A 23,273-nucleotide genomic window follows, 5' to 3' on the forward strand; every position below is an offset into this window, starting at 1 on the left:
AGCAACAAGGGTCCTCTCCATGAAAGCCTTATTCCTTACTCTCGGCCTGCTCACCCTGCCCCTCGCCAGCCAGGCGGCGGACGGCTTCTTCAAGCAGCTGACACTCCCCTCCGGCCAGGTGGTGACCGTAAGTGAAGGGCGCGGCGAGCCCGCCTCCACCGGCAGCTACGACGTGCGCCTCTACTCCGGTGCCAACCCCCAGTTTCCGCTGGATCAGTTCATCGACGGCAAGGTGCTGCCGCGCGATGGCAGCATCAAGGAGATCAAGCTGCTGGATCTCAACGGCGACAAACAGCCTGAAGTCATCGTCGTGGTGGAGAGCGCCGGCAGCGGCAGCTACCTGAGCGCCGACGCCCTCACCATCAATCCCCAGGAGGGGCTGGAGAGCTTCAACCACGTGGAGGGACTGGCCCCCAGTGACGATGTGATTGAGGCCCTCAAGACTCCCCGCGACTGACCCCCCACGCCCCGTATCACGGGGCGTTTTTTACCCCGCACCTACCGATGCGGTGCCCACGGCCCCCCACAGGGCGGATGGACGACTGTTTTTTTCTGTGCCTATAATCGCCGCACCCTGCCATAACGAAACACAAGGAGGTAAAAAATGGTTATCCAAGCGTGTCCGATGTTCTCGGCTCGCCTGTTCGGCACATTCAAGTGCTCTTGCCTGCATACCATCGCGCTGCGATAGCGGGTTCGAGCAAAGCCGACTCCCTTCCATACCGAGACCTTTCTCGACTCTGCCGTTGTCGCCAGCGCTCCTGATGACAGGGATTTCCCATCCCGCGATTTAAGAGAGCAAGAGCATGACAACCCTGATGAGTACCCATTCCCTGCAGATGAGTGCGGGGCACCTTCCCTTATTTGATCACCTCGAACTCGGCATTCGCGCAGGCGACCGACTCGGCCTGATTGGCGCCAACGGCTGCGGCAAGAGCACATTGCTCGCGCTGCTGGCGGGCGAGCGCACGCCCCAGGCCGGCCGGGTCGTGCAGGCCGCCGCCTGCCGCTGCGAGTTCGTGGCCCAGCAACTGCCCGCCGGGCTTTCCACCCTCAGCACCCGCGCCGTGCTGCTGGATGCACTGGGCAACGACCCCGCCGCCGAATGGCAGGTGGACAAGCTGCTGGCCGAACTGCAGCTGGAGGCCCAGGCCACATTGCCGGTCAGTGCACTGAGCGGTGGCCAGCACAGCCGGCTGCAGATAGGCCGCGCCCTGCTGCGCCAACCCAACCTGCTGCTGCTCGATGAGCCCAGCAACCACCTGGACTTGCCCGCCTTGCTCTGGCTCGAGCAGTTTCTGCTGGGCTGGCGCGGCGCCTTCGTGCTGGTCTCCCACGACGGTCGCCTGCTGGACAGCGTCACGGATCAGACCCTGATCCTGCGAGACGGCCAGTTGCACCGCTTCGCCCTGCCCTGCAGCCAGGCCAGGGCGGCGCTGGCTGCCGAGGATGAGCAGACCCGTCTGCGCCGGGCGGATGAGCAAAAGGAGATAGACCGCCTGAGCGCCAGCAGCAAACGCCTCGCCATCTGGGGGCGGGAGCATGACAACGAGAAGCTGGTGCGCCAGGCCAAGTCCATGGAAAAGCGCATCGCCCGCCTGCAGGAGGAGCAGAGCCAGGTGGCGGCGCTGGCCCCCTGGCGGCTCGAGCTGCGCGGAGTGAGCCTGCCTGCCGACACCCTGCTGCGACTGGAAGCCCTCGACGTATCGCCGGCACCGGCACTGCCGCCGCTGCTGCGTGCCGAGGGGCTCTGGCTGCGAGCGGGGGACAGGGTCGCCCTGCTCGGTGCCAACGGCACCGGCAAGTCCTCCCTGCTGCGCCAGTGCTGGCGCGAACTGACCATGCAGAGTCCGCAGGCGGGCTGGTACTGCCACCCCGGCGCCAGCATCGCCTATTACGATCAGTCCCTGCAGCAGCTGGCTGACGACGCCACCCTGAGCGACGCGCTGTACCCCCTGGCCCCTCTGCCTGAGGTGACGCGGCGACAGGCGCTGATCCGGGCGGGCTTCCCCTATGCCCGCCACGGCCAGCAGGTGCACACCTTGAGCGGGGGCGAGCGGGCACGGTTGCTGTTCCTCGCCCTGTCCCTCGGCAGCCACCACATGCTCTGGCTCGACGAACCCACCAACCACCTGGATCTGGCGGGCAAGGAGGAGCTGGCCGAGGCGATTGCCGCCTTCCCGGGGGGCGTGCTGCTGGTCTCCCACGACCGGGAGCTGATCGAGCGCAGTTGCAACCGCTTCTGGCTGATACAGGACGGGCGCATCCAGGAGGCTCACAGTGCCGAGCGGGCCTATGCCGAGCTGCTGGGCGATGCCCCCTTGCCGCAGGCGGGCAGCCCGGCTCGATCAGGTGACCCGCAGACCGCGGCCGCCACGGGGGATGACGAAGAGGCGCTGCTGGCGCGCTGGTATGAGCTCGATGCCCTGCTCGCCGCCGATCTGGCCCGCAAGCCCAGGCACCAGACCCCGCGCCTGCAGCAGCAGTGGCGTGACGAGCTGGCGCGCCTTGCCGAGCGCCTCGGCTTTGCCTGACGCCAGCCCGGATCATCCATCTCTTGTTACGCAACACACGCGGCCAGCCACGGCTGGCCGCAAGGAGTCATCATGACATCAGCACCACCCCACATCAGGCTGGATCCCGTCACCGACACCGACCTGCCTCACATCTATCGCGGCCTCTCCGATCCCCGGGTCGTCGCCTACTACGGCGTCAGCTACGACAGCCTGGCGGCATGCCGGGCACAGATGGATTGGTATGCCGAGCTGACCCGCACCGGCCGTGGCGCCTGGCACCTCATTCGCGACCGACTCTCGGGCGAGCCGCTGGGGGCCATCGGCTACAACGATGCCGACCCGACTCACCGGTGTGCCGAGCTGGGCTACTGGCTCTATCCCGAACACTGGGGCAAGGGGGTGATGAGCGCGGCGCTGCAACTCTGGCTACCGCTCACTTACCGCACCACCGACCTGCACCGGCTTATGGCAGTGGTGGAGGAGCCCAACCTCCCCTCAGCCCGCCTGCTGGAGAGGGCCGGTTTTCACTACGAGGGCACGGCGCGGGAGTGCGAGCGCAAGGGGGATGGCTTCATCTCCCTGCGCCACTACGCCATCTTGCGCAGCGACCTGCCCGCCAGCCTGTGACCAGCAACAAAAAGCCCCGCACTGCGGGGCTTTTTTTCGGGAGTTACTTGATGGCGCAGACACCCTCATCGGACGCCGAGCGGCGGCGTCTGCGCCGCCACAGGGAGAAGCCGCCATACCCCAGGCTCAGCACGACGGCATAGAGCACCTGGGTAGCGAGGGCCAGCAGCACCAGGGTGCAGAGCAGCACGCTGAGGCCCGCCAGCCCCTTGCCGGTCCCCGACAGCAAGCGCCAGCCGGCCGCCATGCAGAGCAGATAGACCAGCACGAAGTTGCCGTTGGCGTAGCGGATCAACGCATCGAGGGGCAGACGCAGCCAGAGGATCAGGGTGATGGAGACGAAACAGATGGCGAGCACCCAGGCAAGGGCATGCAGGGGAGCGCCCCGGGCCGAGAGGCGAGAGAGGGAGACCGGCAGTTTGCCCTCCCGCGCCATGCTCCAGATAAGGCGCGCAAAACCTTGCAGGTAGATGTTGATGCTGGCGAAGCAGGAGAGATAGCCCAGCACCGCCACCAGCCACTTGGCGGTGGGACCGAACAACAGGGAGAGCAGGGCCGGAATGGCGGTGGCATTGGTCGCCTCGTCCCCGTAGAGGTCATATTTGAGCACCACCAGGGAGTGCACCCAGTAGATGAGCCCCGCCAGCAGCACGCCCCCCAACAGGGCAAGGGGGTAGTCCCGCTCTGGCCGCTTGAACTCCTCCCCCATGTGGGCGAAGGCCTCGAGCCCCACGAAACACCAGAACATCACCGCCAGCGCCGATCCCATGGCGGGCCATTCGCTCGCCGTTGGCAGAGGCTGGGCGGCATCGCGCCAGCTGAGATCCCCCTTGACCCAGATAAGCAGGGTGAGCCCGAGAATGGCCAGGGCGATCAGCAGTTGCAGGTTGCCGGAGGAGCGCGCTCCCCGCAGCCCCAGCAGAAAGACCCCGAGCAAGGTGAGCAGCTGGATGCCCCAGAGGGTCCACTCCCCCATGTCGAACAGGGCGTGCCAGAAACCGGCGGCGATGGTGAGGGCGGCAGGCAGGCCCACCGGCAGCACCGCCAGAAAGAGGAAAGCGGAGAAGCGCTCGGCGCCGTTGCCAAAGGCGAGGCCAATCAGATGGGGGGCGCCCCCCGCGTGGGGATAACGCCGCCCGAGGCGGGCGAAGGTAAAGGCGATGGGCAGCACCAGGGCAATCAGCAGCAACCAGGCCCACAGCGACGCCCCTCCCGCCAGCGAGGCGGCGGTGGCCGGTACCACGAAGATCCCGGTACCGAGCAGGGAGGTGGCGAGCAGCCCCATCCCCTGCCAGAGCCCGAGATCCTTTTTCAACCCAGACATATCCTGTTGTCCCGTCTAGAAAAACATCCCGCCATGTTAGGCCGCCACCACCGCTTTGTTAAGCATTTGTGCCCATAAAAAAACCGCCCCGGGGGGCGGCTTTCTCACAGGGATGAACGCTGTCATCAGGCAATCAGCTTGTAGATGATGCCGGACATGGCGATGAGGCCGATGAGAGTGACGAAGCCGTTGCTGAGGTTGCCAGCATATTTGCGCATGGCCGGTACCTTGGCGATGGCGTACATCGGCATCAGGAAGAGCAGCATGGCGATGATGGGGCCGCCCAGATCTTCAATCATGCCGAGGATGCTCGGGTTGATGGTGGCCACGGCCCAGGTGGTCAGGATCATGAAGACTGCGGTCACCTTGTTCAGCTGCTTGACGTCGACGTTCTTGCCCTTCTCGCGCAGGGACTTGGCCATCAGGCCGTTCATGCCCTCTTGCGCACCCAGGTAGTGACCCAGGAAGGACTTGCTGATGGCAACCATGGCGATGAGCGGTGCCACGGTGGCGATCACCGGGTTGTCGAAGTGGTTGGCCAGGTAGGAGAGGATGGAGATGTTCTGCTCCTTGGCCGCCGCCAGGTCAGCCGGGGAGAGGCTCAGCACGCAGCTGAACACGAAGAACATCACCGTCATCACCATCATGACGTGGGCGCCCAGCAGGATGTTGCTGCACTTCTTCTCGGCGTTGGCGCCGTAGCGGCCTTTGTTGTCCACCGCGAAGGAGGAGATGATCGGGGAGTGGTTGAAGGAGAACACCATCACCGGGATGGCCAGCCACAGGGTCTTGATGAAGTCGCCGTTGAAGGCCTCACCCAGCGCAGGGGCTTCGGTGATGATGGCACCGTTCCAGTGCGGGATCAGGTAGAGCGCCAGGCCCATCAGGGTGATCACGAACGGGAAGACCAGCACGCTCATCGCCTTGACGATGACCTGGCCGCCCAGGCGAACGATCGCCATCAGACCCAGGATCAGCACCAGGGAGAGGATGGCACGGGGAGGTGCCGTCATGCCCAGCTGGTGCACCATCAGGCTCTCGACAGTGTTGGTAATGGCCACGGAGTACATCAGCAGGATGGGATAGATGGCGAAGAAGTAGAGCAGGGTGATGAACTTGCCTGCGGTCTTGCCGAAGTGCTCTTCCACCACCTCGGTGATGTCGCCGTCACGGGTGGAGCCGGACAGCACGAAGCGGGTCAGGCCACGGTGGGCGAAGAAGGTCAGCGGCAGGGCCAGGATCAGCATGGCGACCAGCGGCCACAGGCCACCGACACCGGCATTGATCGGCAGGAAGAGGACACCGGCGCCGATGGCGGTACCGTACAGACCCAGCATCCAGACCACGTCGGCCTTGTTGATGCCACGGGAGGAGGCTTTGCTCAAGCTGCCTTCAACTGCAATGTTCATGTCAGACATAGGGGTGTTCCTGTCATCAAGGAAAGTGGGATCTTAACTTGTCAGTGGGCCTGGGCCCGGTTCCTTTCCCTGGAACTCCAGCTATTCGTCCTGTTTGTTCCTCCGCCCCGGCCATCCGGCCGCCACTCCCTGTGGCAACCTGATTGCAACAAACACGGGCGGGGAGTCGTAATACAGAGGGGATCGTGCTCGCTCGTTAACAACGGGATAACGCTCACCTCATCCGATGAGATGACTCTAGTTAAAAGGCCCTATTAATCACAGCGTTTTTTTGAATTAATCAACCAAAGTTTGATTGGAATCGCCTTTCCGTCGCTTCAGATCACACTTGAATCGCCATATTGCGATTTTTTTTTAACATATAAACTTTTTGGTGTGATCCACCTCACCCTTGAAACGCGCAACAATTTCGTCACAACCCCCTCATTGCCCCCCGATTGTCTCCCGTCGCCCCATGGCGTACCCTTTGTGTCCGCCCCTTTTCTGCGTACCGACCATGACCCTCTCCCGCACCGATCTCGCCGAGCTGGCCGTGTTTGCCGCTGTCGCCCGTCACCGCAGTTTCAGCAAGGCTGCCCTCGAGCTCGGGGTCTCCGCCTCGGCCCTGAGTCATGCCCTCAAAGGGCTGGAGAGTCGCCTGGCCGTCAGGCTGCTCAATCGCAGCACCCGGGCCGTGGTGCCGACCGAAGCGGGCGAACGGCTGCTGGCCCAGGTACTGCCGACCCTGGGGCAACTGGAGGCGGCGCTGGCGGAGCTGACGCGCCACGCGGGCGAACCCGTGGGCAGGCTCAGGCTCTGTGCCCCGCGAGCCGCCATCCAGGAGGTGCTGGCCCCGGTGCTCATCGACTATCTGGTGCGCTACCCGCGCATGCAGGTGGAGGTGGAGGAGCTGGAGCTGATGCCCCGCCTCATCGAGGATGGCTACGACGCCGCCCTCTTCTACGGCGACCTGCTGCCCCAGGAGATGATCTCGGTTCCCCTGGGCCCGCAGCAGCGCTATCTGGTGGTGGGCTCCCCCGACTATCTGGCACGGCGTGGCACCCCTCGCCACCCCTCGGATCTGCGCCAGCACGACTGCATCGGCTACCGGCTCACGCCCCATCACCACTATCGCTGGGCCTTTGCCGCCGAGGGGGAACTGCTGGAGATCGAAGTGACGGGCCCGCTCACCACCAGCACGCCCGCGCTCTATCTGGGGGCGGCCGAGGCGGGGCTCGGGCTCGCCTACTGCCATGAAGGGGAGGTGTTCGACGCACTGGCATCGGGGCGGCTGGTGAGCGTGCTGGATGACTGGAGCCCCAGCTTTGCCGGGTTCAACCTCTTCTATCCGGGCCGGCACCAGCTGGGGCAAGGGCTGCGAGCCCTGATCGACATGCTGAAGGAGTATCACAGGATCCGTTGATTGATGAAATCCATTCAGCAATCCATCAAATGAAAGCCTGATTATCAATTAAACCATAAGAAACTAGACTGTCTGCTCGATTCCGGCCCTTTTCCCGAGTACAGATATGTCCGCCTACTTCCGTCTGCGTCAACGGGCCATGGCCCGCCGTTTCTGGGGCTATGCCCTCCCCTCCGTCATGGCCATGCTGGTCTCCGGCGCCTACTACCTGGTAGACGGCATCTTCGTCGGCCACTACGTGGGGGCCGCCGGCCTTGCCGGCATCAACCTGGTCTATCCGGTCATCATGGTGCTCATCGGCCTCGCCGCCATGATCGCCATGGGGGCCGCCACCGCCATCTCCTTCCAGCAGGGCGCCAGGAACCTCGCTCTGGCCCGCCAGGCTCTGGTCAGCGCCCTCTGGCTGCTGCTGATCCTGGGCACGGTAGCGCCGCTGCTGCTGCACCACTGGCACACCGATATCCTGCAGGCCCTGGGAATGGCCCCCGGCACCGACACCTGGCAGCAGGCCAGCGACTACCTCACCTGGATTGGCGGTGGCACCCTGCTGCTCGCCAGCAACCTGGCGGTGCCCTACCTGCTTCGCAACGACGGCCGCCCTCGTCTCGCCATGGTACTGGTGAGCGGCGGCGCCCTCCTCAACATCCTGCTCAACTACATCATGGTGGGCCGGCTCGGGCTCGGCCTCACCGGCACGGCCCAGGCCACCCTCCTCTCGGAGGCCATGGTCAGCCTGCTCGGCCTGGGGTACTTCTTCACCCACCACGCCCGGTTGCGGCTGACCTGGCGCCAGCTGGTGCCCCGCTTCCCGGCCATGCCCGGCCTGCTCTTCACCGGGCTGCCGAGCCTCATCGCCCAGTTCAATCTGGGGCTGCTGTTGCTGCTGCACAACAGCCAGCTGATGGTGCACGGCACGGTCAAGGATCTGGCGGGCTTTACCGTGGCGGGATACACGGAGGCGGTCTTCATCGTCATCCTGCAGGGACTGGCGTTTGGCATCCAGCCCCTGGTGAGCCAGGCAGCCGGGGCCGGGCGCCATCGCGACCTCCAGTTCCTGATGGCGATGGGGCTCAAGATCACCCTGGTCTATGGCCTGGGGGTCTGGCTGATTGTCCAGCTGCTGCCGCAGCCGGTCGCCATGCTCTACACCGGTGATCAGGACGCAGAGCTGCTCGCCGCCGCCATCAGCAGCCTGACCCTCAACCTCGCTGCCCTGCCCCTGGAGGGGATCGTCATGTTCGGCATCGTGCTGTTGCAGGCCATGGCCCGCACCCGCCAGGCCCTCGTCATCTCCGTGGCCAAGACGGTGCTGCTACTGCCCCTCATCTTCCTGCTGCCCCTCTGGTGGGGGCGCGACGGGGTCTTGATGGCACAGCCCGCCACCGTGCTGCTGCTGACGCCCCCCCTGTGCTGGCTGCTGTGGCGGGAGTGGCGGGCCCTGAGCCCTGCCGGAGGGCGTGCTTCCGTCCGTATGCAACGGGCGCTGACCGCCCCCTGAGGCCCGCCCCGGCGTCCCCCACAAACGTCGCCCATAAAAAAAGTCCCCGCATGCGGGGACTTTTTATTGGAAGCGGCAGATCAGCAGTAGCCGTAACCCAGCAGACGCTGATAGCGCTGCTCCAGCAGTTGCTCGCTGTCGAGGGGGCGCAGGGCATCCAGATCCTGCTTGATGCGCGCTTTCAGGTGCTTGGCCATCTTCTCCACGTCGCGGTGGGCACCGCCGAGGGGCTCCTCGACGATGTTGTCGATGAGCTTCAGCTCCTTCAGGCGCTGGGCGGTGATGCCCATGGCATCCGCCGCCACCGAGGCCTTCTCGGCGCTCTTCCAGAGGATGGAGGCGCACCCTTCCGGGGAGATGACGGAGTAGGTGGAGTACTGCAGCATGTTGACGCGATCGCCGACACCGATGGCGAGAGCGCCGCCGGAGCCGCCTTCACCGATCACGGTGCAGACCACCGGCACGGTCAGGCCGGCCATGACTTTCAGGTTGCGGGCGATGGCTTCGGACTGGCCACGCTCCTCGGCACCCACGCCGGGGTAGGCACCCGGGGTGTCGATGAAGGTGATGATCGGCATCTTGAAGCGCTCGGCCATCTCCATCAGGCGCAGGGCCTTGCGGTACCCTTCCGGGCGCGGCATACCGAAGTTGCGCTTGATCTTCTCCTTGGTCTCGCGACCCTTCTGGTGACCGATGATCATCACGGGCTCGCCGTCGAGACGGGCGATGCCGCCGACGATGGCCTTGTCATCGGCATAGGCGCGATCCCCGGCCAGCTCGTCGAAATCGGTGAAGATCTGCTCGATGTAGTCGAGGGTGTAGGGGCGCTGGGGATGACGTGCCATCTGGGATACCTGCCAGGCACCCAGATCGCCGAAGATCTTCTTGGTCAGCTCTTCGTTTTTCTTCTCCAGCCGGCGAATGTCTTCGCTGAGATCCACGGCACTGTTGTGCTCGCTCACATGGCGCAGTTCATCGATCTGTGCCTGCAACTCGGCGATCGGCTGTTCAAAATCCAGAAAAAGACTCATAGGGACAATAGATCCTCTAATCAAAAACCAATTCAACCCGCTCTCGTCCAAGCAGGACTCGCAAGTCATCTATCAGTTGATCGGTGGGCGTCACCCGCCACTCGGTACCGAGCGTCAATCGCACCCGGGAACCGGGGCGACGATAGTTTACCTGAACCGGACAGACTCCGGCACGGGCGGGCTCCAAAATCTCGCACAAACGCGGGAAAAAGCGCTCGTCAATGCGTTGTTCATCGAGGGAGATGCGGATTGCCCTGGCAAAACGCTCCCTCGCATCGTTGATATCCAGCAACTCGCGGGCCGACATTTTAAGGCCACCGGAGAAGTCATCAAAGCTGACCTGTCCAGAAACCACTAAAATACGGTCTTTTTGCATCAATTCTTCGTATTTTTCCAGCGCTTCACTGAAAAGGGTCACATCCAGACGGCCGGATCTGTCGTCCAGGGTGAAGATCCCCATCTTGTTGCCGCGCTTGGTCACCATGCTGCGCGCCGCGATCACCAACCCCGCCGCCGTGGTCACCGTATCCCGGGAGGTGGGATGCAGATCGCACAGTCGGCCCGAGGTGTAGCGCCGCAGCTCGCTGCTGTACTGGTTGATGGGGTGACCGGTGAGGTAGAGCCCGAGGGTCTCGCGCTCCCCTTCCAGCCACACCTTGTCGGGCCAGTGCGGCACGTTGGCGAACGCCTTCTTGACGTCGTCGATCTCCTCCGTGAGCACGCCGAACATGTCGACCTGCCCCACCGCCTGGGCCTTGGCGTGCTGCTCGGCGGCGCGCATCGCCTCCTCCAGGGTCGCCATCAGGGCGGCGCGGTGGGGGCCGAGCCTGTCCATGGCGCCGGAGAGGATGAGCTTCTCCATCACCCGCTTGTTGAGCTTCTTGATGTCGACCCGGTTGCAGAAATCGAACAGGTCGCGGAACGGACCGTCCCGATCCCGCGCGTCCAGGATCGCCTCGATGGGCCCTTCCCCTACCCCCTTCACCGCGCCGATGCCGTAGACGATGTGGCCGTCCTCGTTGACGCTGAAGCGGTAGCGGCCGGTGTTGACGTCCGGCGGGATCACGGTCAGCCCCATGCGCTGACACTCGTCCACCAGGGTCACTATCTTGTCGGTGTTGTCCATGTCGGCGGTCATCACCGCCGCCATGAACTCCGCCGGGAAGTGGGTCTTGAGCCAGAGGGTCTGGTAGGAGACCAGCGCATAGGCTGCGGAGTGGGACTTGTTGAAGCCGTAGCCCGCAAACTTCTCCACCAGATCGAAGATCTTCATCGCCAGTTCGCCGTCGACGCCGTTCTTGACCGCCCCCTCCTCGAAGCCCGCCCGCTGCTTGGCCATCTCTTCGGGTTTTTTCTTGCCCATGGCCCGGCGCAGCATGTCCGCGCCACCCAGGGTATACCCCGCCAGGGTCTGGGCGATCTGCATCACCTGCTCCTGGTAGAGGATGATGCCGTAGGTGGGCTCGAGTATGGGTTTGAGGCTCTCGTGCTGCCACTTCTCGTCCGGGTAGGAGATGGCCTCCTTGCCGTGCTTGCGCTCGATGAAGTTGTCCACCATGCCCGACTGGAGCGGGCCCGGACGGAACAGGGCCACCAGTGCGATCATGTCTTCGAAGCAGTCGGGCTGCAGCCGCTTGATGAGATCCTTCATGCCGCGGGATTCGAGCTGGAACACCGCCGTGGTCTCGAAACGCTGCAAGAGGGCGAACGACTTCTTGTCGTCGATGGGGATGGCGGCGATGTCCACCGGCGGCTTGCCCTCTTTGGCAAGACGGGGGTTTATCATGCCAAGGGCCCAATCGATGATGGTGAGCGTTCGCAGCCCCAGGAAGTCGAACTTCACCAGGCCCGCGTACTCCACGTCGTTCTTGTCGAACTGGGTGACCGGGTGATGCCCCTCGTCGTCGCAATAGAGCGGCGCGAAGTCGGTGATCTTGGTGGGCGCGATCACCACGCCACCGGCGTGCTTGCCGGCGTTGCGCACCACCCCTTCCAGGCGGCGGGCCATGTCGATGAGGTCCTTGACCTCCTCGTCCTGCTCGTAGAGCTCCGGCAACTTGGGCTCGGCTTCGAACGCCTTGGCCAGGGTCATCCCGGGGTCGGGCGGGATCAGCTTGGAGATGCGATCGACAAAGCCGTAGGCGTGGCCCAGCACCCGGCCGACGTCCCGCACCACCGCCTTGGCCGCCATGCTGCCGAAGGTGATGATCTGGGACACCGCCTCCCGGCCGTACATCTCGGAGACGTGATCGATCACCTCGTCGCGCCTGTCCATGCAGAAGTCGACGTCGAAGTCGGGCATGGAGACCCGCTCGGGGTTCAGGAAACGTTCGAACAGCAGGTCAAATTCCAGCGGATCCAGGTCGGTGATCTTGAGGGCGTAGGCCACCAGCGACCCCGCCCCCGAGCCCCGGCCCGGACCGACGGGGATGCCGTTGTCCTTGGACCACTGGATAAACTCCATCACGATGAGGAAGTAACCCGGGAAGCCCATCTGGTTGATCACTTTGAGCTCGATGTCGAGGCGCTCGTCATACTCGGGACGGCGCTCGGCCCGCACCGCCGGATCCGGGAACAGGAATTCGAGCCGCTCCTCCAGCCCCTCCTTCGACTTCATGACCAGGAAGTCCTCGGTGGTCATGTCGCCGGTGGGGAAATTGGGCAGGAAATACTCGCCAAGGCGCACCGTCACGTTGCAGCGCTTGGCGATTTCCACCGTGTTTTCCAGGGCTTCCGGGATGTCGGCAAACAGCTCCGCCATCTCCTCCTGACTGCGCAGGTACTGCTGGGGGCTGTAGCGGCGCGGTCGGCGCTTGTCCATCAGGGTGTAGCCGTCGTGGATGGCGACCCGGATCTCGTGGGCATCGAAGTCATCGGCGGTGAGGAACACCACCTCGTTGGTGGCCACCACCGGCAGCTCGAACTCGGTGGCAATGGCCACCGCCATGTGGAGGTAGACCTCCTCATCCGGGCGGCCGGTACGCAGCAGCTCCAGGTAGTAGGCATCCGGGAAGTGGGTCTGGTAGAAGGCGAGGCAATGCTCCACCATCTGGCGGTTGCCCTTGAGCAGGAACTTGCCCACATCCCCCTCGCGCCCGCCGGAGAGGACGATCACCCCCTTGGCATGTTCGCCAAGCCAGGCCTTGTCGATGACGGGGCGCCCCTGCACATGACCGCGCTGATAGCCACGGGAGATGAGCAGGGTGATGTTCTGGTAGCCGTCGTTGTCCATGGCGAGCAGGGTGAGGCGAAACTGCTCGTCCCCAAGCTCGTCGCTCTGCACCCAGAAATCCGCCCCGACCAGGGGCTTGATCCCCTTGCCGTGGGCAGAGCCGTAGAAGCGCACCAGGCCGCACATGTTCATCTGGTCGGTCAGGGCCAGGGCCGGCATGTTGTTGGCGGCGGCAGCGGAGACGATGGGACCGATCTTCTGCAGGCCGTCGACCATGGAGAAGTCGGAGTGCACCCTCAGGTGGATGAAACGGGGATCAGCCATGGTCACGCCCTCTCATTGCGCAAGCAGAAATCGTTCAGACAGATCGGCATCGGTTATTCGATCCCCAGGGCGCGGCGCACCGGCTTGAAGCTCTGACGGTATTCGGGCAGCGGACCCCGTTCGGCCAGAATGGCGAGGTGCTCCGCCGTCGGGTAGCCCTTGTGGCGGGCGAAACCGTACTCGGGATGGCGGCTGTCCAGCTCGGTCATCTCGGCGTCCCGGGTCACCTTGGCGAGGATGGAGGCGGCGCTGATGGCGGCCACCAGGCTGTCCCCCTTGACCACGGCGCGGGCCTCCATCGGCAATCTGGGGCAGCGGTTGCCGTCGATGAAGACCAGCTCGGGCGTCACCTTGAGCCCCGCCACGGCGCGCTGCATCGCCAGCATGGTGGCGTGCAGGATGTTGAGCTCGTCGATTTCCGCCGGGCTGGCGCGGCCGATGGCATAGGCCAGCGCCTTCTCTTTGATCTCGCCAAACAGGGCGAGCCGCTTCTTCTCGGAGAGCTTCTTGGAGTCGGCGAGGCCAAGGATGGGATTGGCAGGATCCAGGATCACTGCGGCGGTGACAACGTCACCCACCAGGGGGCCGCGACCCACTTCGTCCACCCCGGCAATCAGCTTGTCTTCGGGAATATCGATCGTCATCTCATAGCCTTGAATCAAAACCGGCCCCGCAGGGCCAGTATCAGCACAACATCACGCCTGACACACAGGCAGAGCCCACTAACGCTCCAGCAGCGCGGCAACCGCTTCCGCTGCCTGCACATCCGCATTGCAGCGGATCTTCTCGTGCAACCGGGTGAAGGTGGCGATGAGCTCGCTGTTGTCATGGTCCAGCAGCTTGCTCACCTCTTCCACCAGGTTGGCCGGGGTGCACTCGTGCTGGATGAGCTCGGGCACCAGCATCTTGTCCGCCAGCAGGTTCGGCAGGGAGACATAATCCGTCTTCACCAGCCACTGGGCCAGCAAGTAGCTGAAGGGTTTGAGCTTGTAACCGACCACCATGGGCTTTTTCACCAGCATGGCCTCGAGGGCCGCGGTGCCGGAGGCGAGCATCACCACATCGGCGGCAATCATGGCCTCGCGGCCCTGGCCGTCCAGCAGCACCATGTCGAGCTCCGGGGCCAACTCGGCCTTGATGGCGAGGAACTGCTCGCGCCGTTTCTGGTTGACCAGAGGCACGATGAAACCGAGATCCGGGTTGTGCACCGTCAGGTGCTTGCACGCCTCGAGGAAGACCGGCGCCATGAAGCCCACTTCCGCCGTGCGACTCCCCGGCAGCACCGCCAGCCAGCGACGGGCGGGATCGATGCCGAGGGCCTCGCGCACCGCCCCTTGATCCGGGACCAGCGGGATGTCGTCCGCCATGGTGTGGCCGACGAAGCGACAGGGGGCATCGAAACGGTCGTAGAAGGCTTTCTCGAACGGCAGGAAGGCGAGCACCATGTCGGTGGCCGCCTTGATCTTGTGAATGCGGCCCTGACGCCAGGCCCAGACGGAGGGGCTGACATAGTGGACCGTCTTGATACCGGCGCGGCGCAGTTTCAGCTCCACCCCGATATTGAAATCCGGTGCATCCACACCGACGAAGATGTCGGGCGGATTGGCGATGAAGTGGCGCAGCAGTTCGCGGCGCACCTGGAGGATGCGGGGCAGACGGCCCAGCACCTCGGTGATGCCCATGACGGAGAGCTCCTCCATCTCGAACAGCGCCTTCACGCCGAGAGCCTGCATCCGCGGCCCGGCGATCCCTTCGAACTGCGCATCCGGGTAGCGGGCTTGCAGTTCGCGCACCAGCCCTGCGGCCAGGATGTCGCCGGAGGTCTCTCCGGCGACGATGCCGATGCGAATGGGATCAGGCACGGATGATCCCGCGCTCGTTGTCCTTGAGGAAATCCACATAGAGCTGGATGGCCGGTTCGCTTTGGGCCATCTCGCTCAGCACGGGCAACACCTCTTCAATGGTCTTGCCGGAGCGGAAGATCTCCTTGTAGGCGCGCTTGACGGCAGAGATCGCCTCGGCGCTGAAGCCACGACGACGCAGGCCTTCGGAGTTGACCCCGAACGGCTTGGCGTAGTTGCCGGCGGCCATCACGTAGGGCGGCACGTCCTTGTTCAGGGCAGCGCAGCCGCCGACGAAGGCGTGGGAGCCGACGCGGCCGAACTGGTGAATGGCAGACAGACCGCCGAAGATCACGAAGTCACCGATGTGCACATGGCCCGCCAGGGTGGCGTTGTTGGCGAAGATGCAGTTGTCACCGATGATGCAGTCGTGGGCCACGTGAACGTTGACCATGAACAGGTTGCCGCTACCCACCTTGGTCAGGCTCTGGTCCTGGGTGGTACCGCGGTGCACGGTGCAGTTCTCGCGAAACACGTTGTTGTCGCCGATCTCGAGGAAGGTGCGCTCGCCGGCGTACTTCTTGTCCTGGCAATCCTCACCGATGGAGGTGTGCTGGAAGATCTTGTTGCCGCGACCGATCTTGGTCGGGCCCTTGATCACCACGTGGGAGCTCACCCAGGTGTTGTCACCGATTTCCACCTCGGCGCCGATGACGGTGAAGGGGCCGATTTCAACCCCTTTGCCGATGACGGCAGACTCATGGACGATGGCGGTGTCGTGGATGATGGCAGTCTGATCGATCACGGTTATACCTCGCGCTTGGCGCACATCAGTTCGGCAGTACAGACCACTTCACCGTCGACGGTGGCGACACCGGTGAACTTGGCGATGCCGCGACGCTCCTTCAGGAACTCCACATCCAGCACCAGCTGATCGCCGGGGCCCACCGGGCGCTTGAAGCGGGCATTGTCGATGGAGGCAAAGTAATAGAGCTCGTTGGGTGACGGCTTGCCCACCATGGTGAAGGCCAGGATACCGGTGGCCTGGGCCATGGCTTCCAGGATCAGCACGCCGGGGAAGACCGGCTTGGCCGGGAAGTGGCCCTGGAAGATCGGCTCGTTGAACGAGACGTTCTTGATGGCGCGCAGGGTCTTGCGCTCATCGCTGATCTCGTAGTTTTCCACCTTGTCCACCATCAGGAACGGATAACGGTGGGGCAGCAGATCCATGATTTCCTGGATACCCAGGCTCTTCTTTTCAGTAGTCAAAACAGTACCCTATACCAATCGTGATTATTCTTGATCCAGCTTTTTCTCAAGCTTGCTCAACCGCTTGTGCATCTCTTCGATACGCATCACCCGGGCGGCGGTCTTGCGCCACTCTTTATTGGTTTGCAGGGGGATGCCGGAAGAGTAGATACCGGGCTCGGTGATGGGACGCATCACCATGGCCATGCCGGTGACGGTGGCCTGGTCGCAGATCTCCATGTGCCCGTTAAAGACGGAGGCACCACCAATGATACAGTATTTGCCGACCTTGAGACTACCGGCCATCACGGTGGAGCCCGCCACGGCAGTGCCGTAGCCGATCTCGACGTTGTGGGCGATCTGGCACTGGTTGTCGATGATGACGTTGTCAGCGATGCGGGTATCTTCCAGCGCACCGCGGTCGATGGTGGTGCAGGCACCGATCTCGACCCGGTTGCCGATGGTCACGCCACCGAGCTGGGGGATCTTGATCCACTCGCCGCGCTCGTTGGCATAACCGAAACCGTCTGCCCCGATCACGGTGCCGGCCTGTACCAGACAGTCCGTGCCCAGGGTCACGTTGTGATAGAGGGTGACGTTGGCCCACAACCGGGAGCGCGCTCCCAGTCGGGTATCCTTGCCAACGAAACAGCCCGGGCCGATACGCACATCGTCACCCAGCACGACGCCGGATTCGATCACCGCATTGGCACCGATGGCCACTCTCTCGCCCAGTTGCACGTCCGCCGCGATGACGGCGCTCGGATGGATATCCATGGCCGGCTGCGGGGTGGTGTCCAGCAGTTGGGCAACCCGTGCAAAGCCCACGTAGGGGTCCTTGAGCACCAGGGCGTTGGTGGGGCAAAACGGCAGGTCTGCCTCGGTGATGAGCACGGCAGTGGCCTTGCTCTGCTCCAGAAAATGCCGGTACTTCTTGTTGGACAGGAAGGCTATCTCCCCCTCCCCGGCTTTTTCCAGTGTCGCGACCTTGCGAATTTCCCGGGTCCCATCCCCATGGACCTCGGCCCCCAGTTGCTGGGCCAGCTGTGCGAGAGTGAATGCCATCAATTAGTTGCTCTTGCTAACCTGAGAAATAACCTGGCCGGAGATGTCCAGCTTGCTGGCTGCATAAGGGGCGGCGTTGCGCTCCAGCACCAGATCGTAGCCATTGCTCTTGGCGATGGCGTCGATGGCAGCCTGCACCTTGGTCAGGATCTTGTTGCGCTCTTCGGACTGACGGCGACCGTTGTCCTGTTCAAACGCCTGACGCTTCTGGTTGAATTCCATCTGCAGCTTGGCCAGCTTCTCCTGGCTCTGCTTTTTCTGCTCGGCGCTCATGAAGGCTTCGTCCTTCTTGAACTTCTCGACCAGTGCCTGACCGTCGGACTCCAGCTTCTGCAGTTCACGCATGCGCGGCTCGAACTCGCCCTTCAGCTTCTTGGCAACGGCTTCACGCTGGGGCAGCTTTTGGAAGACTTCGCCCATGTCGACCACGGCAATCTTGGTCTCAGCGAAGGCAGAACCCATGCCGGCAGCCATCAGTGCAAAGCTCAAACCAGCTACTTTCAACGCTTTATTCACACTTACTCCTTGGTCCCTCGGTCGAGGGCTACCTGATTTACCTGATTGTGCAAGCGATCCACGAGATCGTCTTGTTACCTGGTGAGGCACGCAAACGCGCGACCCATCATGCTTCCCCCGCCATGGCGGGGGGGCGTCCGCTCCCCTTAGAAGGTACGGCCGATGTTGAAGGAGAAGACTTCGGTGTCGTCCCCTTCATATTTCTTGATTGGTCTTGCCAGCACGAACACCAGCGGGCCCATGGGAGAGAGCCACTGCAGCGACAGGCCGGTCGACATCCGGATGTTGCTCGGGTCGGAGTAGTCCATCAGATAGTTGCAACCACTGAAGCAACGGTTCTGATACTGGCTGTAGTCGAAGTGGGTATCCCACACGGAACCGGCGTCGATGAAGAAGCTGGTCCGCAGCTGGGGCTGATAGGTCTCGGAGGCAAAGGGCGTCGGCACGATCATTTCCAGCGAGGCCACCGCCAGGGCGTTGCCCCCGACCGAGCTGTCAGTGCCCTGGATGACGTCGTTGCCGCCCAGGTTGTAGTAGTAGAGCGCCTTCGGACCGACCGTGTTGCTCTTGAAACCACGCAGGGTGTCGAAGCCACCGGCGTAGTAGTTCTCGAAGAACGGCAGGACGTGCTCGTAATCGCCATTGGTGCCGTAGCCATCGCCGTAGGAGGCACGGGCCTTGGCCAGCATGACCCATTTGTGATCGGCATCAAACGGGAAGTAGTGGGCATCTTCGGCGTTGAGCTTGAAGTACTGCAGATCCATGCCGGGCACCGTCACCTTGGCGTTCACCCGCTGGCGGTCACCGGAGGTCGGGAACTGACCCTTGTTGAGGGTGGAGCGGGTCCAGCCGGCGGTGACGTCCACGGTGTTGAACACCATGCGGTTGTCGCCATCCAGATTGCCGTTGTAGACCTTCCAGAACTCGTCCACCTGTACATAGGGGTTGGGCTGGGACAGTTTGTTGTTCTCGTAGCCCAGGCTGAAGTCGAGACGGTTGTTCTCGTTGACCGGGAAGCCGCTGGAGAGACGGAAACCGACGGTGGTGTTCTCGTAGTCCACGATGTTGGCGTCGGCCGCACTGAACTTGTTGTAGTAGAGACGGCCGCCCAGGCTCACCCCGTCCACGGTGAAGTAGGGGTCGTTATAGCTCAGGTCGACGCTCTTGGAGTAGTCGTTGGTGCTGGCGTTGATGCCGATCTTCTTGCCGGTCCCCATGAAGTTGTCCTGCTGCAGACCCGCCTGCAGGCTCAGACCCGACTCGGTGCCGTAGCCGATACCGGCGTTGATGGACCCCGCCGGCTGCTCCTTGACCTTGAAGTCCAGATCGACCTGGTCATCGCTGCCCGGCACCCGCTTGGTGTCCACTTCCGCGGTCTCGAAGAAGCCGAGGCGGTTGAGACGGGTCTTGGACTGCTCGACGTTGTCGGAGGAGAGCCAGGTGCCCTCCATCTGGCGCATCTCGCGACGCAGCACTTCGTCCTTGGTGGTGACGTTGCCGCTGAAGTTGATGTTGCGCACATAGACCCGGGGACCCGGCTCCACGTTGACGATGAGCTCCACTTCCTTGGTCTGGTCGTTGATCTGGGGGAAGGTGACCACTTTCGGATAGGCGTAGCCGTAACGGCCGAGGAACTTGGAGAGCACCTCTTCGGTATGGGTCACCTGACTGGCGGAGTAGACGCTGCCCGCCTCGATGGGGATGAGGCCCTTCATCTCGCCGCCGCGGTCGATGAGGTCGCCCTTGAGCTGGATGCCGGAAACCTTGTACTGCTCCCCTTCCTTGACGTTGAGGGTGACATAGACCCCCTTCTTGTCCGGGGTCATGGAGACCTGGGTGGACTCCTGGGTGAAGCGGATGTAGCCGCGGTCCATGTAGTAGGAGCGCAGCACTTCGATGTCACCGGCCAGCTTCTGCTTCTGGTAGCGCTGATCGCCGGTGAAGTTCCACCAGGGCACGTCGTCCTTGAGGGAGAGCTGGGCCAGCAGCTTCTCTTCCGGGAAGACGTTGTTGCCGACGATGTTGATCTGCTGGATCTTGGCCGCTTCCCCTTCCACGAAGGTGAACTTGAGGTCGACCCGGTTGCGCGGCAGCGGGGTGACGATGGCCTTGACCTTGGCGGAGTACTTGCCCACGCCGTAGTAGAAATCTTCCAGCCCTTTCTCGAGGGAGCTCAGCACGGTGCGATCCAGCGGATCACCCACGCGGATCCCGGAGGATTCCAGGCTCTGGGTCAGTTGCTCTTCCTTGATATCCTTGTTGCCGGAGAACTCGATGCTGGAGATGGTCGGGCGCTCCTTGACTACCACTTGCAGCACCTGACCGTCGCGATAGACCTTGACGTCCTCGAAGTTGCCGGAGGCATAGAGCTTCTTGATGGCGTTCGCCAGGGACACGGAGTCGACGGAATCACCGACCCGCACCGGCAGATTCAACAGGGCGGCACCCAGGGTCACCCGCTGCAGGCCCTCGACCTGAATGTCTTGCACCACAAAAGAGGCCGGGGCAGCCTGAGCCAGGAAGCTGGCCCCCAGCAGGCAACTCAACACCAATGCTTTTTTAACAGCCATTTTGTTCTTATGTGTCCTTGTTGATGCTCTGGCCTCAGAGGCGAGCGAAATCATTAAACAGCGCAATGCCCATCAGTAACATCAGAATGGCGGCGCCTATCCTGAACCCAACTTCCTGAATTTTTTCCGATACCGGCTTGCCGGTGATCGCCTCGATGAGGAAATAGACCAGATGGCCACCATCGAGCACCGGCAGGGGGAACAGGTTGATGATCCCCAGGTTGACGCTGATGAGCGCCAGGAATCCGAGGAAATAGACCAACCCGTAATCGGCGCTGCTGCCGGCCCCCTTGGCGATGGAGATGGGGCCGCTCAGGTTGTCCAAAGAGACGATGCCACCGATCAGCTTGCCTATCATGTCGAAGGTCAGGGTGATCAGGCTCCAGGTCTTCTGGACCCCATGCCACAGGGCTTGCAAAGGCCCATACTGTAACAGAGTTCGATACTCATCCGGTAATGGAACCAGTTGCGGCGACAAGCCCACAAAACCGACCAGCTGGCCCTTCACTTTCTTCCCGTCCGGGGTCAGGGTCAGGGTCATCTCGCTGCCCCCGCGCTCCACCGTCACCTGCAGCGGCTGCGCCGGTGACTGCTGGACACGCTCGACAAACTGGGCCCATTCGGTGATGGCCTCTCCATCGACCCCCTTGATGCGATCCCCTATCTGAAGGCCGGCCTTCTCGCTGGCGCTCGATGGCACCACGGCCTCCACCACCGGCAGCACCTTGCCACCGAGGGGCACTATCCCGAGGCTGCCGATGGGAGACTCCTTGTCGGGGTCAAACTTCCAGCCTGCCAGCTGCAGGGTCTTGTCCACTGCATAGCTGGTGTTGGCCGCCTTGAGCTTGAGCTGGACCGAGTCATCGCCAAGGTGGCTGATGAGGGCGTAGGTGACGCTCTCCCAGTCACCGGTCTCCTCGCCGCCGACGCCGACGATCTCCATGCCTGGCAGGATGCCGGCCTCTGCCACGATGGAGGCGGGACGCACCTCGCCCACCACGGGTTTGACGCTCGGCACCCCTATCATGAACATCAGCCAGAAGGCGAACAGGGCGAACACGAAGTTCGCCATGGGGCCGGCCGCGACGATGGCCATCCGGGCCCAGACACTCTTGTGGTTGAAGGCCTGCGCCTCCTCCCCCGGTTTGAGTTCATCGACCCGGCCATCCAGCATCTTGACGTAACCGCCAAGGGGGATCAGGGCCAGCACGTATTCGGTACCATCCTTGCCAAGGCGACGCCAGATGGCCTTGCCAAAGCCGATGGAGAAGCGCTCCACCTTGACGCCGCAACGACGAGCCACCCAGAAGTGGCCAAATTCATGTACCGCCACCAGCAGCCCGAGGGCCACGATGAAGGCGCCGATATTCCACAGAAGCCCGCCCATCAGCCGCGTACCTCGCGGTCATGTCCAGTCCTGCGCTCGAGAGCATGGAGAGGGGCTGGCTGCCACCACAGTCCGTTCATACGGCAAGCTCCTTTATCAGTTGCTGGGCACGGGCTCGGGCCGTACCGTCCAGGGCGATGAGATCCGCCAGAGAGCCGGCGGCACTGCTGCCCAGCTCGGCCATGACGGATTCGTTGACTCTGGCAATATCCATAAATCCGATCCGCTCTGCAAGAAAAGCCGCGACGGCCTCCTCGTTGGCGGCATTGAGGGAGGTGGTCGCCCCCTGCCCCTGCTGGCACGCCCTCATGGCCAGCGCCAGACAGGGATAGCGCTCATAGTCGGGCCGGATAAAGCTGAACTCTCCGACACTGAAGAAATCCAAAGGTTCCACACCGGACTCGATCCGTTCCGGATAGGCCAGAGCGTGGGCAATGGGGGTGCACATGTCCGGGTTGCCGAGCTGGGCCAGTACGGAGCCATCCTTGTACTGCACCATGGAGTGAATGACGGACTGGGGGTGGATCACCACCTGGATCTGCTCGGGGGCCGCATTGAACAGCCAGCGCGCCTCGATGTACTCCAGCCCCTTGTTCATCATGGTGGCGGAGTCCACCGAGATCTTGGCCCCCATGGACCAGTTGGGATGGGCAATGGCTTGCGCCGGGGTGACATGGTGCAGTTCACCCACATCGGCATAGCGGAAAGGTCCACCGGAGCCGGTCAGCAGGATCTTGCTGATCCCCGCCCCGGCCAGATCGCAGAAACCGGGCTGGCGCTGCACGTCGACCGGCAGGCACTGGAAGATGGCGTTGTGTTCGCTGTCGATGGGTAGCAGCTCGGCGCCGTGCTCGCGCACCGCCTCCATGAAGAAGGCGCCTGACATCACCAGCGCCTCCTTGTTGGCCAGCAGAATGCGCTTGCCGGCGCGCACGGCAGCCATGGTGGGTGCCAGACCCGCCGCACCGACAATGGCCGCCATCACGCTGTGGGCATCGGGGTGAGCAGCCACGTCGCACAGGGCTGCCTGACCGGACAACACCCGGGTGGTGCTGCCGTGAGCCTTGAGCCGACCCGCCAGATCGCTGGCGGCGCCTTCGTCCACCATGACGGCGAACCGGGGGGAGAATTCGAGACAGTCGCGCAGCATGGCGTCCACGCTGCGAGCAGCGGTCAGCGCCAGCACCTGCCAGCGCCCGGGGTTGTGGCGCAGTACCTTGAGGGTGCTCTGACCGATGGAGCCTGACGCTCCCAGGATCACCAGGTTTTGCATCAAGACTCCTGATTGGGTAACAGACTGATGGAGCGGGACGCTCCCGGGATCATCAGTGCGC

General features: G+C 63.2%; 18 protein-coding genes. 5 read left to right on the top strand and 13 right to left on the bottom strand.

What is annotated here, in order from left to right:
- Nucleotides 1-19: 19 nt before the first annotated feature.
- From AB5Y89_RS05125 to AB5Y89_RS05135, 3 genes are all read left to right on the top strand, one after another.
- Nucleotides 20-457, top strand: a complete 438-nt coding sequence (locus tag AB5Y89_RS05125; RefSeq protein WP_010673427.1) for a PliI family lysozyme inhibitor of I-type lysozyme — start codon at nucleotides 20-22, stop codon at nucleotides 455-457.
- A 349-nt stretch (nucleotides 458-806) separates the two neighbouring features.
- The gene (locus AB5Y89_RS05130; protein ID WP_368223021.1) at nucleotides 807-2,534 is read left to right on the top strand and encodes an ABC-F family ATP-binding cassette domain-containing protein; all 1,728 of its coding nucleotides are present in this window, start codon (nucleotides 807-809) and stop codon (nucleotides 2,532-2,534) included.
- Nucleotides 2,535-2,606: 72 nt separating this feature from the next.
- Nucleotides 2,607-3,143 carry a GNAT family N-acetyltransferase gene (locus AB5Y89_RS05135; protein ID WP_124813402.1) on the top strand — a complete coding sequence of 179 codons (537 nt, stop codon included), beginning with the start codon at nucleotides 2,607-2,609 and terminating at the stop codon, nucleotides 3,141-3,143.
- Between the two features lie 43 nt (nucleotides 3,144-3,186).
- Here the strand turns inward: AB5Y89_RS05135 and yjeH are convergent, their stop codons facing one another.
- On the bottom strand, nucleotides 3,187-4,467 hold the full coding sequence (gene yjeH, locus AB5Y89_RS05140; RefSeq protein ID WP_041211297.1) for an L-methionine/branched-chain amino acid transporter: 1,281 nt from the start codon (nucleotides 4,465-4,467) through the stop codon (nucleotides 3,187-3,189).
- Nucleotides 4,468-4,592: 125 nt separating this feature from the next.
- The gene (locus AB5Y89_RS05145) at nucleotides 4,593-5,885 is read right to left on the bottom strand and encodes an HAAAP family serine/threonine permease (protein WP_042864259.1); all 1,293 of its coding nucleotides are present in this window, start codon (nucleotides 5,883-5,885) and stop codon (nucleotides 4,593-4,595) included.
- A 496-nt stretch (nucleotides 5,886-6,381) separates the two neighbouring features.
- Here AB5Y89_RS05145 and AB5Y89_RS05150 point away from each other — a divergent pair, with 496 nt between their 5' ends.
- On the top strand, nucleotides 6,382-7,287 hold the full coding sequence (locus AB5Y89_RS05150) for a LysR family transcriptional regulator (protein ID WP_039039436.1): 906 nt from the start codon (nucleotides 6,382-6,384) through the stop codon (nucleotides 7,285-7,287).
- A gap of 106 nt (nucleotides 7,288-7,393) precedes the next feature.
- Complete coding sequence (locus AB5Y89_RS05155) at nucleotides 7,394-8,785, top strand: MATE family efflux transporter (protein WP_368223023.1); 1,392 nt, start codon at nucleotides 7,394-7,396, stop codon at nucleotides 8,783-8,785.
- 80 nt (nucleotides 8,786-8,865) lie between these two features.
- Here AB5Y89_RS05155 and accA read toward each other — a convergent pair whose 3' ends face one another.
- From accA to ispC, 11 genes are all read right to left on the bottom strand, one after another.
- Entirely contained in the window at nucleotides 8,866-9,816 is a 951-nt protein-coding gene (accA, locus tag AB5Y89_RS05160; RefSeq protein ID WP_010673419.1) for an acetyl-CoA carboxylase carboxyl transferase subunit alpha, read from the bottom strand.
- A gap of 16 nt (nucleotides 9,817-9,832) precedes the next feature.
- Entirely contained in the window at nucleotides 9,833-13,312 is a 3,480-nt protein-coding gene (gene dnaE / locus AB5Y89_RS05165; RefSeq protein WP_039039451.1) for a DNA polymerase III subunit alpha, read from the bottom strand.
- A gap of 53 nt (nucleotides 13,313-13,365) precedes the next feature.
- A complete protein-coding gene (gene rnhB / locus AB5Y89_RS05170; protein WP_039039433.1) occupies nucleotides 13,366-13,956 on the bottom strand; it encodes a ribonuclease HII in 591 nt (196 codons plus the stop codon).
- A 78-nt stretch (nucleotides 13,957-14,034) separates the two neighbouring features.
- Nucleotides 14,035-15,174 (bottom strand): lipid-A-disaccharide synthase, encoded by a 1,140-nt coding sequence (gene lpxB / locus AB5Y89_RS05175; RefSeq protein ID WP_368223025.1) that lies wholly within the window; start codon nucleotides 15,172-15,174, stop codon nucleotides 14,035-14,037.
- Nucleotides 15,167-15,958 carry an acyl-ACP--UDP-N-acetylglucosamine O-acyltransferase gene (gene lpxA, locus AB5Y89_RS05180; RefSeq protein ID WP_010673415.1) on the bottom strand — a complete coding sequence of 264 codons (792 nt, stop codon included), beginning with the start codon at nucleotides 15,956-15,958 and terminating at the stop codon, nucleotides 15,167-15,169. The genes lpxB and lpxA overlap by 8 nt, the downstream gene beginning before the upstream one ends.
- A 2-nt stretch (nucleotides 15,959-15,960) precedes the next feature.
- Nucleotides 15,961-16,422, bottom strand: a complete 462-nt coding sequence (fabZ, locus tag AB5Y89_RS05185) for a 3-hydroxyacyl-ACP dehydratase FabZ (protein ID WP_010673414.1) — start codon at nucleotides 16,420-16,422, stop codon at nucleotides 15,961-15,963.
- A 24-nt stretch (nucleotides 16,423-16,446) separates the two neighbouring features.
- On the bottom strand, nucleotides 16,447-17,466 hold the full coding sequence (lpxD, locus tag AB5Y89_RS05190) for a UDP-3-O-(3-hydroxymyristoyl)glucosamine N-acyltransferase (RefSeq protein ID WP_039039449.1): 1,020 nt from the start codon (nucleotides 17,464-17,466) through the stop codon (nucleotides 16,447-16,449).
- A 3-nt stretch (nucleotides 17,467-17,469) separates the two neighbouring features.
- Nucleotides 17,470-17,982, bottom strand: a complete 513-nt coding sequence (locus AB5Y89_RS05195; protein ID WP_029313943.1) for an OmpH family outer membrane protein — start codon at nucleotides 17,980-17,982, stop codon at nucleotides 17,470-17,472.
- Between the two features lie 146 nt (nucleotides 17,983-18,128).
- The gene (gene bamA, locus AB5Y89_RS05200) at nucleotides 18,129-20,552 is read right to left on the bottom strand and encodes an outer membrane protein assembly factor BamA (protein WP_139736830.1); all 2,424 of its coding nucleotides are present in this window, start codon (nucleotides 20,550-20,552) and stop codon (nucleotides 18,129-18,131) included.
- A 34-nt stretch (nucleotides 20,553-20,586) separates the two neighbouring features.
- Complete coding sequence (rseP, locus tag AB5Y89_RS05205; protein WP_039039430.1) at nucleotides 20,587-21,939, bottom strand: sigma E protease regulator RseP; 1,353 nt, start codon at nucleotides 21,937-21,939, stop codon at nucleotides 20,587-20,589.
- 76 nt (nucleotides 21,940-22,015) lie between these two features.
- Complete coding sequence (ispC, locus tag AB5Y89_RS05210) at nucleotides 22,016-23,212, bottom strand: 1-deoxy-D-xylulose-5-phosphate reductoisomerase (protein WP_042864260.1); 1,197 nt, start codon at nucleotides 23,210-23,212, stop codon at nucleotides 22,016-22,018.
- Nucleotides 23,213-23,273 lie beyond the last annotated feature (61 nt).

Origin of the sequence: Aeromonas sp. s4, from assembly GCF_040907855.1 — a bacterium.
GTDB classification, from domain to species: Bacteria; Pseudomonadota; Gammaproteobacteria; order Enterobacterales; family Aeromonadaceae; genus Aeromonas; species Aeromonas caviae.